Genomic DNA, 15,308 nt, shown 5'->3' on the forward strand with positions numbered 1-15,308 from the left:
TTCTATTCGATATACCCCAAAAATATGTTGCCTGCCTCCTCAAACATGGTGTTGCTGTCCTGACGGCCCATTTTGCGCACCACATTTACATCCGGCTGATACAGCAGAATGTTATGCTCATCATATCCCACAATCAGCAGCGCTTCATTGTTTACCATGGCAAATACCGGCGTATTTAAATTGAGGTAATACAATACCTGCTCCACGCTGCATCCGGTAAGATCAAGGACTTTTCTGCCGTTCAGCGCCTCGGTTAAGATTTGCTTTGGGGTTTCCCCCTGGGCAATCAAATCGTCCACATCAATGTTGATTTCCTCTGTCCGCAGCAGATACGTCAGGCAGCGGGAAGCTGAGCTTTCGCTGACTCCTGCAAGATCCACCTCTCCGGCTCCAATCATTGGCTGAACGCTCTTCCTTCCTCTGCGCCAGATGTATTTTTGTTCCTGGCCTACCACAACCCCCATATTCTGATCCGCCAGAACAATGGCTTCTGTCAGTGAAGTGGTGGATAAGAGGATTCTTCCTCCGCTGTAAATGTAGTAGCTTTCCTGCGCCTTTCCTGTATCCAGCTTTACATTCCGCTTCTCGGTCAATGCAATTTCCTTCGGTATCGTTACCTGCAGCCGCTTTGGCGATTCCGCGGCCCCCTCCCCCAGAGCAATCTGAACCTGGCATTGTTTTTTCTCCGACTGGGATGTTTCTATTGTAATTTTTCTGGCGGATTCCAACTGCTGATTTTTAATGGTGTCCTGCTCTACGCTGACATTGCCGGCCTCTGTCCGGATTTCCCGATCCAGGAAAATTGTATCCCGCTCCACGTAGGCCCTGGTCACATAAAATCCTTCCTTCTGGTAGTCCTTTACCACCTGGGAATCCTTGTCTACAATGGTTACCCGGTACATGGGAAACCTGGTGTTTCCCGCAGCGTCAGTGACCACGTCCCCTGCCCTGGCCATGCCGTAGACAAAATCACTTTCCACAAATCCCACGGGCCTTAAGTATTCTCCGCTGCTGCCCTCAATCGTCCTGGTTTCCTCCCCTTCCAGATCCATGATTTTCAACGTTTCTGTTCTGTCTGTATCCTCTCCTTCCTGCCATGCTATATATCTTCCATTCTCGGACACCGCGAAGCTTCCCGGCTTCAGCCCCTCAATCACCTGCCGGGTCTCCCTGGCATCCAGATCAATCCGGTACAGTACATCCTGTGCCAGAAGATAGAAAATATTCCCGTCGCTTACATAAAACAATTTTCCCCATTCCGCTTTCAGCATCTCACTGGATTTGTCAAAGGGGATAAACAATATTTCTTCAATGGTATTGCCTACGCTGTCATAATGAAACACATTGATTCCCGTCTGGCCTTCGTGATTTCCCCGGTTCATGTAACCATACACCACAAAGTCCATACTTCCTGTCTCGTCTATTTTCATAATCCGTATCTGATGTCCGGAATGATTCTCCCGCTCGGAAATTCCTTCAGGACTGCGGAAACTGTATATCTGGGACAGATGGTTATTATCGCTGTTATAACTCCACAGTTCCCCTTCCTGTACAAACGCTATGATGTTGCCTTTTTCATTTGCCGAATACTCCACATCTGCAGAGCGAATCCCAAGCATCAGCCGGTTCTTGTTCACGGTTCCGTTTTCTCCCCGGAAAATCTGGTTCATGGTCCGCTCATAATTCAAAAGATACATCCGGCCAATTGCCTGATCGTACCGAACCCGGTAATACTCCTCCACGTTATAGTATTCCACCTCGCCGTTGTCCCCGGTGGAGGTCAGCACATACTGAAGCACAATTGCATTGTAGGAATCTCCCATTTCCTTGATGGAGGGCACCGGCGGTTCCAGACGCTCTCCCTCAAAATCCGCCCAGTTTACCTGGCGCAGACTGGAATGAATGGTCACCTTCTGCAGCGTTGTATTGTCTCCCATCTGATCCGGCTCTAAATAAGTGGCAAGGCTGTCAGAATTCTCTTTTTCAAAGGTCTGCTCATGGAACCTGCTGACAAAATCCAGGGATTCCGCCACATAATATTTCTGCTCCCTGGCAATTCTGGTATAATAAAAGGCCTGTTTTCCGGAATATTTTACGGTAAGCGCCAGCACATATTCCGTCTCTTCCTCCAGAATATTCTGAAACTGCAGGGTAAAGCGCACTTCTCCGTGTTTCCGTGAAAAATTTTCTTCTTTCCCATTTTCAATCAGACGCTCCATGTTCATGGTGCGCACTTCATAATCTACTTCTTCAATTTCATTCTCATACGTCTTTATCACAACCGGAAGGGACAAATCCTCTTCCAAGGGGGTAATGGTATCGCGCATACCCGTTCCGTCCATCTCGGAAGAATAGCCGTACAGCCCATTGATTCTGGTTTCTCCCTGCTGCAGATACACAACGGGAAGAGTGGCCGGAGCCATCTCTGAGGTCATATCTGTACTGTTTTTATAGCTGAACAATCCGGTGGCTGCCACTGTAATTGCAAAAACTGCCAGAAGCACCACCGTCTTTATGAAACTTTTACGCATTCTGATCGTATTCCTTTCCGGATTTCTCCTCCTGCAGCACCGCCAATGTGGGATTTACATGCAGAAATTCCATAAGCTCCCGAATCTGCCCATTCTCCTTTGCCCTGCCTGATTTCACCGCGCGGATCAGGATATTCTTGGGCGTGTGCTCCATATCTATAAATTCCAGGATTTGCACCTGATACCCCTTGCTTTCCAATATCCCGGCTCTGAGCGCGTCCGTGAAAAGAGCCGCCATACGCTCCTTAATTAATCCGTAGCCCAGCGCCGGCCCCAGCAGTTCATTTTTGATCTGCCCATTCAGTTCATGCTGACAGCAGGGCGCTGATAAAATCACTTTCGCGCCCCAGCGGATGGCTTTATCCAGCGCATAATCCGTGGCCGTATCACAGGCATGCAGAGTCACCACCATATCCACCTGTTCTGCGCCCTCATATCCCGCAATATCCCCCACATGAAATTCCAGTCTGTCGTATCCGTATTTTTCCGACAGCCTGCTGCATTCTGCTATCACGTCCTCTTTCAGATCCAGTCCGATGATATGTACCTGATATCCCCTCAATTCCTTCAGGTAATGGTACATGGCAAACGTCAGATAGGATTTCCCGCACCCAAAATCCAAGATGGTCACTTCCCGATCCTTAGGAAGCTGAGGCAGGATATCTTCAATAAATTCCAGAAACCGATTAATCTGGCGGAATTTGTCGTATCTGGCATTGATAATTTTCCCTTCCCGGGACTGAACGCCCAGATCAATCAGAAATTCCACCCTGCAGGAAGGATCTAAAATATAGTGCTTCTTTCTATTATGGGACAAATCAACTTCTTTTACACAGCCGGCGCAGGGTTTTTCCTTGATGGTGACCCTGCCCTTTTTGCTGATTCGCAAAACGGCCTGTCCCAGTCCGGAGAAAAGCTCCATCTGCCGGTATTCTTCCATTCGGTTCACAATCTCTGCCGCAGCTTCCTCTCTGGCATAATTTTTGTGGAATACTTTTTTCTCCTGGTACTCGCTTGCCTGAAATGACAGGGCATTTTTCACCAGTACCGGACGTATGGTAAGCTTAGCGGCGCTTTCCGGATGCCGGGGATTGCTGATGATGATTCGCTGAAGCTGTTGGTTTAAGTATTTATCTAATAGCTGGCGTAAATCTTTCATAAACTGGCCTTTCTAATTGCAATAACTGGCGTAACTCTTTCATAAGCCGGCCTTTCTGGCTGCAATAACTGCCGAAACGTCGGATTTCCCGAATATGATGCTTTCTCCATTCCCGGGCATAACTTCCCAATCATTCTATCACAAAATATCTGAGAAGTCACTCGGTTTCATCCAGAAATCTAAAATTCAAAAACCCTCTGCAGAACCTTTTTCTTCCAGTTCTGCAGAGAGTTATATATCTGCCGTTTTCCTGCCGCATTTTCATGCGCGCAGATTTTCTTACCACCAGCGGCGGCAGCGTTTATGGCGGCATCTTCTCCGATACATTTCATTAAACAAAAGCACTTCTATGAGATTCTGCAGGCCGTTGCCATGGGGCGGTCTTCCCGGAGGGGGAGGCGGCGGACCCCAGCCCGGCCCCGGCGGCGGGGGAGGCGGGCCCCAGCCTGGTTTTGGCGGCGGACCCCAGCCCGGCCCCGGCGGCCTTCTCTGTTCAACCAGATTTCCTGCCAGGGGAATCTCTTCCGCATTCAGCATATCTTCTTCCATTGCAGATTCCGCCTGCTTTTCTTCATTTTCCTGGTAATATCCGGCCGCATACTGCTCTGGTTTATACTGCTGAGGTTCATATTGCTCCGCTTCATAAGGACTGGCCTCAAATCCCTGGACGCTCTGCATATTCATCTGTTCGCCGGCGGCTCCGTCATAGATCCGGTTGACAATCTGCCGGAGCATCAGTTTATCGGGATATTCGTCAAACATCAGGCTGCCTTCATATTCCATTTTGTCGCATTCTTCTTCTACCAATGCCTGAATGGATTTCACTTCTTTGGGATATAAATCTTTTAATTTCTGCATATCCCGCTCGTATTCCAGTTCCTCCAGATATACGTTCTGCATGGGATATGCCATATAAAAGGGCATTTTATTTCTGTTTTGATCCGGCATCCGGTAAAACATTTCCTGTTTATAATCCACTGCTTTACTCCCATTTTTTCTATCTCTATACTATATGCCCTGATTTTGGTAATGCTACACCCTTTCGGGGCTTCTTCCATTGTCAACGGCATCCGCTTACAGGACTTCTTCCACCGTCAGCAGAAACAGCGCCGCCGTCAGTTCATAAGGCTGCCGTGCCAGTAAATTCAGCTGCTCTTTTAAATCAATTTCTCCTTCCTGATATCCGTAATACATACAGGCCGCCATGTAATCGCTTCCGCCCCGCTGCTTCAGCTCCGCAAGCCCCAGTATCAAATCTCTTCCTTTTCTTCCGTGAAACAGAAAAATATCCGGATAATGCTCTTTTCCCTTCAGTTTTCCAACAATTTCCCGGATAAAATCTCCGATCCGCCAGGGATGAGTCCCGGACAGACCGAACATATTCCCGCAGAGTTCCGCCGCCCCGAGAAAATAATCTTCTTTTGTATAAGCGCCCGGCTTCTTTCTGATATGTTCTTCTATATTACCGCAAAGTTTTTTACTGTCCCCGGGCTTGATAAACCGGTTGAAAATTCCCTCTGTCAGATATGATTCCGCTCTGGCCACACGGCTGGCAAAAACCTGTATCACTTCTGAATATTCTGAAAAGCCCTCCGGATAAAAGGTATAATTCTTCCCTTTCATTTTCCCAAAGGTTTTCAGCGCATCCCAATACCCAAGTTCAATATTATCTTCAATCACCTTCCGGTCAAAATTCAGAATCGTTCCCAGGGAACGGCTGGGAATAATACAGGTGACACAGGGCTTGTTTAAATAGACCGGATGGCTGGGGGAAGTGTGCAAATCCACGGCAATCACCTCATCCGCTCCCATTTTCAGCGCCAGATCGATGGGAAGATTATCGTAATAGCAGCCGTCCAGATACGTTTCTCCGTCGATTTTGTGCATGGGAAAAATCGGGAAGATGGATGCGGACGCCATAATGAAATCCTTTAATTTTCCCTGAGGAATCTCATTTTTGCTTAACTCCAGGGCTTTCATGGAGGATACCTGCACGGTTACCAGGCCGTAATCCGTCCGGGAGGCCCTGACCTTCTCCTCGTCCACCATCCGGTCAATGAATTCCAGAAAAGGTGAAATATCCGCCCCTTTGTTTTTCACATATTTTTTCAGAAAAGGCCCGATGGCCTCTCTCTGGTTGTACATTCCCTCAATAGTTGTGGTGAGATTCAGCCCCTCTGTCATCACGTTCTCCGGCCGTATGGTTTTCCACAGCTCGCATGCCTTATCATAATCACCGGAAACCATCAATGCGCCGTTGATGGCTCCTATGGAAGTTCCTGTCACAATATCATATTCTATGCCAAGTTCCCTCAATGCTCTCCATACGCCCAGTTCATAGGCTCCTTTCGTACCTCCGCCGCAAAGCGCAATCGCTCGTTTCATGCAATTTCCTCCTTTTACAATCCCTGATATACCTGCCTTGGGCAATTCTTTTCTAAATTTCCGTTCTGTGTATTTATTATATCTTTGAACAAATATCATTGCAAGAGTGGCGTGAAGCCGGATATGGCAAATCTAAAATAGGGGTACACTTTTTATGTTTTTCTCTGTCTTTTCCAAAAAGAAAGCTGCCGCAGGAAGAAGCGGTTTTTCTTCCTGCGGCAGCATATCCCATTATTTTTATACATTAGTATGGATGGCCATGCCAATATTATCTGTACTGTTACTGCAGGTATTCTTCCGGCACCTGCTCCAGCGTTTTCCATTTTTCCATGGCTTCAGACAGCTTCATGCCTTTTCCAATGGCATCTTTTCTCACCGCGTTCACCGCCTGAATTTCCTTCATCCTGGCTCCGGTGAGGGTATAGCCTTTCATGGCGATTAAAGTTGCAATCCAGGCCAGCATGGGAATGACGCAGAACAGCACCAGAACCACCGTATGCATTCCGTCTGCATAGGGCGTATTGCCGTCCGGCAGGGTACTGATTCCAATCATTGCCACAGCAATGCCCACAATTGTGGAGCCCAGGGAGCTTACAAGCTTATCCACCAGGGAAAACAGTGTTCCCATAATGCCCGGAATATAACGGCCCGAGCGGTAAGTCTCGTAATCGGAGCAGTCCGCCACCATGGGAATGGGCATATCCGCCGTTGCATAGTAAGCCCCGTATCCAATGCCGAAAAAAAGCACAAACAGCACGGTGTAAATATTCAGCGGCATCAGGCTCAGCCGGAACACCTCTGCTCCCGGACGCCAGAGCAGCAGCAGCACCAGAACTCCCACATACATGGCCAAAGCAATGGTTGTGTAACGTACCAGAGACGCTTTCTGCCCCAATTTCTGGGAAGTCCGCACCGTCAATAAGAAGAACGGCGCGGAAAAAACATAGCCCACAATCATCATAGGCAGGTAAAGGCCTCCGTAATTGCCCATCATGGCTCCGTACAGCATGCACAGAACCGTCATATTAGTTGCAATGGAAAATGCCAGTTTACAGCCTGCTCCGGCCACCATCAGCCTTTGCAGTTCTTTGTTGGCTTTTAAAATGGCAATATACTCACTGAGCTGCACCTTTTCCTGGGTTCCGCCCACACCGAAAAATTCCGGCCGGTCTTTCTCCCAAATTCCGATAACTGCAAGCAGCGTCAGCACTGCCGATACCCCAATGGCCAGAGGTATCATAAAATTAAAAAATGACGCGCTGTTGTATCCTCCCAGTTTCTCACTTAACACCGGCGCCAGAAATTGCACCAGTCCCATGCCAATCAGGCTTGCCACCGTATTAAATACGGTAAACAAGGGCCGCTGATTGGGGTCATTGGTCAAACAGGTCTGGCCGGAACGGGTGCATGCGGTCTGAAAGGTATAGCCGATCACATACAGTGCATAAAACAGCACAAAACACGTATAGCGCAGCCATGCCATATCCTGGGAAATCACCCGGGTGCCAAAGTACAGCAGCAGGGAGGAGAGAATCATAATTCCATTTCCCAGTACCATATAGGGGCGGAATTTCCCGAATTTTGTAGAAGTCCGGTCAATCAACGCTCCGATAATGGGATCTGTCACTGCGTCAAAGAGACGCATCACGGTTACCATTGTGGTGGCAAACATCAGGAGCAGTCCTAAAACCCCGTTGGCATAATAAGCGATAAAATTCATGGTGAGGATATAATATACATTGGTAGCCCCGTTATTCATGGGGAATAATACCAGTTGATACAGCTTTGCACGGTTTGCGGTACGCAAAGCCCCAGACTCCTGTTTCATAGGAACCACCCTTTCCTTTGTTCTTACTTTTTGGCTTTGTAATCCTGATAATTCTTATATATTTCTGTCTGTTTAAACTCCCGTCTTTTCCCAATCCAAAGGGCCATTGACCAGAGGAACAGCACCCAGAAGGCAATGGCTGCCGTCCGGAAGGAGGAGACGATGGCAATATCCTTGATCTTCACTTTCGTCTCCGGCCCCACTCCGTTCATGCCTGCGGAATTGGCGATGGAATAGAGATTCTGATGGCATGCATCTCTCATGGCTGTTACCATTACAGGATCTTTCTTATATTTGGGAAGCTGATTGGTCACATGGGGAAGCATTGCGTCAAAGGTAGACACGCCGCCTGCCATCACGCCGTCTGCGCCGTTCACATAGGTAGTCAGCACATTATCTGTAATAATCAGGCCCTTCTTGCCCCATTCTTCACGGAGAATATTATTCATAAGTCCCCGGTTTCCGCCGGACCAGATTGCGCCCCAGCGGGTGTAAGCCACCATCAGGCCGGCGTCTGATTCTTCCACCGGAGCCTGGAATGCTTTCAGGTAAATCTCTCTTGCAGCCTGCTCGCTGAGCCATACTCCAAGGCCGATTCGATCCTGCTCGCAGTCATTGAGGGCAAAATGCTTCATAACCACAAAAATGCCTTTTTCCGCCATAGCGCGTATTTCTTCTTTGGACATCTCCCCGGACAGGAATGCATCCTCTGAATAATATTCAAAATTTCGGCCGCCGTAAGGAGTCCTGTGAATATTATTTCCCGGGCCGTAGAGACATGCAATGTCCGCTGCCAGACAGTTATTTCCGATAACTCTTCCAATATCATACATGATTTCCAGATTAAAAGTAGCTGCCATCACATCCTCGGAGGTAAACGCCGTTGCGGTGAGGGATGTGTTTCCTCCGCTGTCTCCTGCCTGGAATAAAGACGCTGTCAATCCCTGAGGGCCGTTCTCGTCCCGGGTGGCGGGTGCTTCTATGGATTTTATCGGCATAGTCCAGTGGAAGGAATCTCCGATCAGGGAAACCATCTCGTCAAAGGACATCTGATCCAGCAATTTCTCCCACTTGGGATCGTCATAGTCCAGACCTATCATATCATACAGCTTCAAACCGTTTCTTGCGTTCAGAACCGGCATGTCCACAGACTCATGCTCTGAAGCGTCATACTGAACATCCTGCAGCTTTGCCATGAGTTTTTCTGTCAGCGCCAGCTTCAGCGGCTCTGTGGGGAAGGTGCCTTCCCAGTCATTTCTGGACAGATAGGTGATTTTGGCCCCGTCCAAATCCTCACTGAGATTGATATCGGAATCGGACAGCTGATTGGAAATCGCCGTGCCGTTTGCAGCAACCCCATAGGTTTCTGCGTCGAATTTGTCATTTTTCCACTGATACGTCAGCTTTTTGTCTCCTGCATCGTCCATACGCCCGTCTGTGCGTTCCGCTGTAAAATCTTTTGCGGCAAGAATGTTGTTTACTGCATTATGGGCATTTTTAGCAGCGGTCAGGTAATAGTCTCCTTCATCTAAAATATACGTGCCTGCGCCGTATGCGTCATAAGAGGCAAATTCCCTGCGATCCACAAGTATGGTAAGGGTCTCGGACGCGCCCGGCTCCAATACCTGGGTCTTTCCGAACCCGCACAATGCAACGGAGGATTTCTCCACGCGGTTCTCTTTGTCATATTCTGTATAAGGAGACTGAACATAAATCTGAACCGTCTCTTTTCCGGAATAGGTATCTCCGGTGTTGGTAACCGTCACGGACACTTCAAACTGATCGGTTTCCTTATTGTATGTCACATCCATATCGCTGTATGCAAAATCTGTATAGCTTAAACCGTATCCAAAGGGATATGCCACATTGTCGGAATACACAAAATCTCCTGCATTTCCGCTGCCTGTCACATAATCCTCATACCGGGTTTCGTAATATTTATACCCCACATAAATTCCTTCCTGGTAAGTCATGTAAGATTTTGCATTTTCCGGCACCAGTCCCTCCTCATATCCTTCATAGATAATGGGTGTAAAATTAGCCATTGCCGGAGCTGAGAAATTATTATAGCAGTATGTATCCACCAGTCTCCCGGAGGGAGTGACACGTCCGGCCAGAAGCTCTCCTACCGCGTCGATTCCCGAAATTCCCACATCTCCGATCCAAAGGCAGGCGTCCACGTCATAGTCATTATTTTTCAGAAAATCCACCTGCAGCGGGTTGGCAGAGTTAATTAATACTACAATTTTTTCAATGGTTCCGTCCTTTTTCATGGCGGAAATGTTTTCCATCATCACCTTTTCATTTTCATCCAGGGCAAGGTAATTCACCTCTTTATAATCCAGATCCGCTCCTTCTCCGCCTACGCGGGATAAGGTGACAATCGCTGCGTCTTTGTATTCTGCCGCAGAATTTTTGGCAGCGTCTGTGTATTTATCCCAGGGACATTCTGATACCTTTACCCCTTCTGTTGCAATCATGCCCCCTGTTTTCCGGGTATATTCTGCCGCATCATTCAGATAAAAATCCCAGAGCGTCTTGTTCACTTCAAAACCTGAGTCCTCCAATGCCCCTTTTAACGTATTGGCCGTGGAAGCGTCAATATTTCCGGAACCGGTGCCGCCATATACCAGATTCACCGATGAAGTAGAAAAACAGCTGATTTTGCTGCCTTCCTCCAGAGGCAGGGCATTATTTTCATTCATCAAAAGAGCCGCCCCTTCCGCTTCCACCTGTTGGCAGAGATTCAATCCGTAATGAACCATCTCTTCTTTGGAATCAAAATCTGACTCAAAATAAACTGCGTCGTCATCTCTGTGTTCCAGATGATTGAACGTTCCTCCCACAAAGATAGAAAAGGAGTTGTCAAATATGCTGGTTACAATAGTGGCCGCCATCAGAACCACTGCAAAGGGCAGACTGAACCAGGTCAGGAATTTCCATGGCCTGGCAGCCTTGCGGCGGGCCCGTTTAAACTCTTTTTTTCTCTTTTTCATTTCTTTCTTCTCTTCCATAGTCTCCTCCATTCCGTACACTTCTGCCTTTTTCCCCTATACCCAGTTTTTGCTCTTGCTCTTTTTTACCTTATACTCCGGCCGGGGAGTGTCTGTCCGGTAAATAACCGCCTCATCCTTCAGGTCTCCGGAGCGCGCCTCCAGATGATTTTCCTGTTCTAACTTCACCTGAAAATGAAACGCATACCTGCCCTTTTTCACACCGATTTTTTTTCCGTTCTGATACAGTGACACTTCCTGCTGATTGGAGTAAACGGTCACATCCGCAATTTCCTCCGTCCGGTACTCATACCGTTTTCCGCAGAGATGGACAAAGGGCTCTTCGCTCCACCATGCCTTGTAAATATAAAAGCTGTCCTTTTTGATTTTCCGGTCAAAGGTTACAAGCCCTTTGTGATTCATGCCTGGTTCTCCGCCCTGATCCCTGGCGTCTGCCGCAAAATCAAACATATTCCAGACATAGGTAGACCAGAGGAAGGGATGCCTTGCAAAACAGTTCAGCATATATTCATGATATTTTGCCTGATATTCCTCTGTCTGATCCCCGCGTTTGGGCTTCCCGCTGTGGAGATTGGGCATTCCTTCCGCCCCGTATTCCGAATATCCCAGACACCGATTGGGATATTTCCAATGGTAGAATTTTAAAAACAAATCGTTTAAAAACAATCCGGGCACATACCATCCCAAATACAGGTTCCATGCCACCAAATCAGAAATTTTGGAAACCGGATGGAACGGATGGCACATGGCATAGCAGGCCAGTGTGGTGGGCCGTCCCGGGTCCAGTCTTTTCACATAGTTCTGAAGTTTCCTGTGATGATTCAGCATATCCCTTCTGTGTTTTCCGGAAATGGTAATCTCATTGGACAGCCCCCAGGTCACAATACTGGGATGGTTGTAATTCTGAGTGATCAATTCCTTCATCTGGAAAAAGGTATTTTTCTTTCCTCCCGGCATATGGGCGGAAATATAGGGAATTTCTGCCCAAACCACCATACCGTACCGATCGCAGAGATCATAAAAATACTGGCTGTGCTGATAATGGGCCAAACGGATGGTATTGGCGCCCACTTCCCGAATCAATTCCATATCCTGTTCCATCTGTTCTCTGGAAATGGCGTTTCCGATTCCTTTCCAGTCCTGATGCCTGGAAACACCCCGCAGAGGATAGGACACGCCGTTTAAGAAAAATCCCCGTTTGGGATCAACAGAAAATGTCCGGATGCCGCAGGCCGATGTAATCTGATCCAACAGCTCCTCTCCCCGTTTCAGGGACGCAGTGACCTGATACAGATAGGGATCTTTGACGCCGTTCCAAAGATGGGGCTGCTCCACCTTAAATACTGCCTTCGTTCCCTTTGACTGGGCCACGACAGTTCCCTCTGCATCTTTTAAGGTAAGCTCCACTGTCAGATTGTCTTTCTCATCAGAGCCATTGCCCGGCTGCGGTGCTGCTACATAGGTCTGAACTGTTACAAAGCCATCCGTTCCTTTCACATCCGTGCTGATTTTAATTCCAGGCCCGCCGTAATAGTCCAGTTCAAAATGGTTTTCTGATACGATTAGAAATTCCACCTCCCGGTAGATTCCGCCGTAAAATGTGAAATCCGCCACCTGGGGATAGACCCTCTCATTTTTGCTGTTATCCACCTCCACCCGGAGCAGATTGTTTTCTTTCAGTTTCTTTGTGACGTCTGCCCGGAATGTGGAATATCCGTTATGGTGGCTGCAGACTTTTTTTCCGTTCAGCAGCACATGGGCGCTGGCATTGACTCCGTGAAACTGCAGGTACACCCGTTCCCCTTTCTGAAACTCCGGCTTTGGAATTTCCTTTTCATAGACGCAGGTTCCCCGGAAATAATCATCTCCGCCGTCCTGTCCGTCCCGGGCATTCCAGGTGTGGGGAAGATTTACCTGCTGTTTTGTCCCCTCCGGCCCGGTAAAGGTCCAGTTTTCCATCAGCCTGATGATTTTTCTTTCTGCCATAATTGCTCTTTCCTCCTTCCAAAACAACATAAGCAAGCCCACTGTAATTTTATCTGTCCAAAAATTTCCCCGGACAATAAAAAAGGAACTTTGCAATAAAATGATTATAGCAAAATTCCTTTTTTTATTTCCAGTGCTATGTCCCAAGCGGTAGTTTATACGTCCTATACGGCAAACTGCACCCGGGTTCTCTGTTTATCCTGTCTGATTTGTGCATTTCTGACAAAATTTTCTATTTCAGGAAATGGGAATAATCATGGTGACAAAGAAACACCCGTCAGCTTCCTCAATGTTCAGCGCCCCGTCATATTTTTTCAGATTATGCCGGATGCTTTTCAGGCCGAATCCATGATAATCCCTGTCTTTTTTAGTGGTTACCAAATCTCCCTCTTCATACGCCAGAGGCGTTTCCAGGGGATTGATCAGCTGAATGGTCAAAAATTTCTTCCGTCGGTAAATCATCAGGTCAATCTGTCTCTTTTCCCGCTCTTTTAACTGCCCTGCCGCCTCTATGGCATTGTCAATGGCATTTCCCAGGATGGTATACAAATCTACAGTATCCATAAAATCCAGGCAGCTTCCATCTGCCACGCAGGAGAGGGTGATGCCCTGTTCCCGGCAAAACAGGCTTTTCTCTGTCAAAATAATGTCCAGTGTCTCGTTTCCTGTTTTAACGATCGCCTCATAAATGGAAACAGATTCTTCCATCTCATCCAGATGCCGGTCTGCCTGCTCTTTGGGCATTTCCCGCAGGGCGCGGATTTGATGCTTCAGATCATGGGTTTTCTGGTTAATTAATGCAATCGTCTCTTTGGAAAGCTGATATTGCTCCCGCTCCTTTTCCCGCAGCAAATTCATCATCTCGATTTCTTTGCGCATTTCACCTTTCTTGAACAATTCATTCTGCAGATAAAGCGTTATTGCAAGCAATAGCTGCGCCATATAGAGAATCAGCCACCGCAAATCCTCCATTCCGATTTCCAGGGAGTCAAACATTACGGCAAGCGCCTGCAGCACAATAAAATCTGAAACCGCAAGGGCAAGCTGCCGGGGGCCGATTTTCTTCTCTCCGCCGTCCGGCATGTTTTTTCCGATTGTCAATGCGGACAGAAGATCCCCTGCCAGATATATGAAAATCCCCATAACCCAGTCATGCCATGGCTTTCCTGTCTGAGCCGTACCATACAGCCACCTGAAAATGCTCCAGACTTCGCTTAAGATCTGCCAGGTCAGAAACGCCCAGATTCCGTAATAGACAGAAGCATTCCAGGTCAGCCGGATTCCCTGGTGGAGCAGCCCCGCCAGAAATAAAAATCCCAGCACTTTCACAAACAAATCCAGCTTTGACAGACTTCCTGGCCAGATTCCGGCTGCAAATCCGCAGAGAACCAGGAATAATACAATTCCCGCCCCCGTACGCTTTCTGTTTTCCACTCTGCGCTGAAGGGTATAGACATACACAAAAGCGCTTGGCAAAAATGCCAGTGCGCTGATCCACCGGCTTACTAAATCCATCAGCGTATCCCTCCCACATATTCCGCAAGAGACTGCAGGAACGCGGCCCGGCTGCGCCTGCTGATTTCCAGTTCATATCCGCCCACTACCACGGTATTCTTTTTTACCTCGGAAACATGCTTTAAGTTCACAATGTACCAACGGTTGCATTTTGCAAAAGAAGCTGCAGGCAGTGATTCCTCCAGACTTTGAATGGTTCCCCGCAGGGAATATTCCCCCTCTGAAGTGTAATAGTGGAGAATTCGGTTCTGAACTTCCACATAATAAATCTGCGAGATATTCAGTTTCTTGATGCCGTCCGGACAGGAAAGCAGGATTTCCCTGGATTCCCTTTTGCCCAGGCGGCGGAAACATCTTGACAGCCTCATGGCAAACTGGTAATAGCTCACCGGCTTTGTCACAAAATCCAATGCTTCCACTTCATAGCCCCGGATGGCATAACCGGCAAGGTTGGTAATAAACATCAGGGCCACTTCGCCGTCTGTCTCCCGGATTTTGGCCGCTGTATCTATTCCGTTGATTCCGGGCATTTCGATATCCAACAGAATCAAATCGTAGACCGGCTGGTAATTTGTCAGCAATTCTGTTCCGGCTGAAAAGACTGATACCTTAAACTGCATATTTTTTTCGTTCTGATATTGTTCCAGATATTTCTGAAGCTGTCTGGAACAGGCTTTTTCGTCCTCTACAATTGCTATGTGATACATGTTTTATCCTATCTGAATCATGAAAAGAAGTTACTGAAAGCTGCAGTTTTGTCCGTTTCTAAAATATAAAAGCCTGCACGAATGCCAGGATATCATTATTTTAGAAAACTTCTTTTAATAGTTTACCATGGATTTTCAAAGGTCACAATATATATTGTTCCGGTGTTATAATTTTATTTTCCA

9 protein-coding genes are annotated in these 15,308 nt (G+C 47.6%); all 9 read right to left on the minus strand.

From position 1 onward, the window contains the following. Nucleotides 1–2: 2 nt before the first annotated feature. The 9 genes from ACTO17_RS11080 to ACTO17_RS11120 all read right to left on the minus strand — a co-directional run bounded on the left by ACTO17_RS11080 (nt 3) and on the right by ACTO17_RS11120 (nt 15,125). Nucleotides 3–2,531 (minus strand): hypothetical protein, encoded by a 2,529-nt coding sequence (locus ACTO17_RS11080; RefSeq protein WP_482557980.1) that lies wholly within the window; start codon nt 2,529–2,531, stop codon nt 3–5. After that, entirely contained in the window at nt 2,524–3,690 is a 1,167-nt protein-coding gene (locus tag ACTO17_RS11085) for a class I SAM-dependent methyltransferase (protein ID WP_482557981.1), read from the minus strand. The genes ACTO17_RS11080 and ACTO17_RS11085 overlap by 8 nt, the downstream gene beginning before the upstream one ends. 279 nt (nt 3,691–3,969) lie before the next feature. Beyond that, a complete protein-coding gene (locus ACTO17_RS11090; protein WP_482557982.1) occupies nt 3,970–4,668 on the minus strand; it encodes a hypothetical protein in 699 nt (232 codons plus the stop codon). Nucleotides 4,669–4,764: 96 nt separating this feature from the next. Beyond that, nucleotides 4,765–6,075, minus strand: coding sequence for a patatin-like phospholipase family protein (locus tag ACTO17_RS11095; RefSeq protein WP_482557983.1), 1,311 nt, complete (start codon nt 6,073–6,075; stop codon nt 4,765–4,767). 280 nt (nt 6,076–6,355) lie between these two features. Next, on the minus strand, nt 6,356–7,903 hold the full coding sequence (locus tag ACTO17_RS11100) for an MFS transporter (protein WP_482557984.1): 1,548 nt from the start codon (nt 7,901–7,903) through the stop codon (nt 6,356–6,358). 23 nt (nt 7,904–7,926) lie between these two features. Then, on the minus strand, nt 7,927–10,917 hold the full coding sequence (locus tag ACTO17_RS11105) for a glycoside hydrolase family 3 C-terminal domain-containing protein (RefSeq protein ID WP_482557985.1): 2,991 nt from the start codon (nt 10,915–10,917) through the stop codon (nt 7,927–7,929). Nucleotides 10,918–10,953: 36 nt separating this feature from the next. Continuing rightward, on the minus strand, nt 10,954–12,903 hold the full coding sequence (locus ACTO17_RS11110) for a glycoside hydrolase family 2 protein (RefSeq protein WP_482557986.1): 1,950 nt from the start codon (nt 12,901–12,903) through the stop codon (nt 10,954–10,956). 237 nt (nt 12,904–13,140) lie between these two features. Continuing rightward, entirely contained in the window at nt 13,141–14,418 is a 1,278-nt protein-coding gene (locus ACTO17_RS11115; protein WP_482557987.1) for an ATP-binding protein, read from the minus strand. After that, complete coding sequence (locus ACTO17_RS11120; RefSeq protein WP_482557988.1) at nt 14,418–15,125, minus strand: LytR/AlgR family response regulator transcription factor; 708 nt, start codon at nt 15,123–15,125, stop codon at nt 14,418–14,420. The genes ACTO17_RS11115 and ACTO17_RS11120 overlap by 1 nt, the downstream gene beginning before the upstream one ends. Nucleotides 15,126–15,308: the final 183 nt, after the last annotated feature.

The sequence above is a fragment of the Petralouisia sp. genome, assembly GCF_056822245.1.

Coding starts and splice junctions, on each gene's coding strand:
- ACTO17_RS11080 (WP_482557980.1), bottom strand. CDS start 2,531: ATGCGTAAAAGTTTCATAAAGACGGTGGTGCTTCTGGCAGTTTTTGCA.
- ACTO17_RS11105 (WP_482557985.1), bottom strand. CDS start 10,917: ATGGAAGAGAAGAAAGAAATGAAAAAGAGAAAAAAAGAGTTTAAACGG.
- ACTO17_RS11110 (WP_482557986.1), bottom strand. CDS start 12,903: ATGGCAGAAAGAAAAATCATCAGGCTGATGGAAAACTGGACCTTTACC.
- ACTO17_RS11095 (WP_482557983.1), bottom strand. CDS start 6,075: ATGAAACGAGCGATTGCGCTTTGCGGCGGAGGTACGAAAGGAGCCTAT.
- ACTO17_RS11115 (WP_482557987.1), bottom strand. CDS start 14,418: ATGGATTTAGTAAGCCGGTGGATCAGCGCACTGGCATTTTTGCCAAGC.
- ACTO17_RS11100 (WP_482557984.1), bottom strand. CDS start 7,903: ATGAAACAGGAGTCTGGGGCTTTGCGTACCGCAAACCGTGCAAAGCTG.
- ACTO17_RS11085 (WP_482557981.1), bottom strand. CDS start 3,690: ATGAAAGATTTACGCCAGCTATTAGATAAATACTTAAACCAACAGCTT.
- ACTO17_RS11120 (WP_482557988.1), bottom strand. CDS start 15,125: ATGTATCACATAGCAATTGTAGAGGACGAAAAAGCCTGTTCCAGACAG.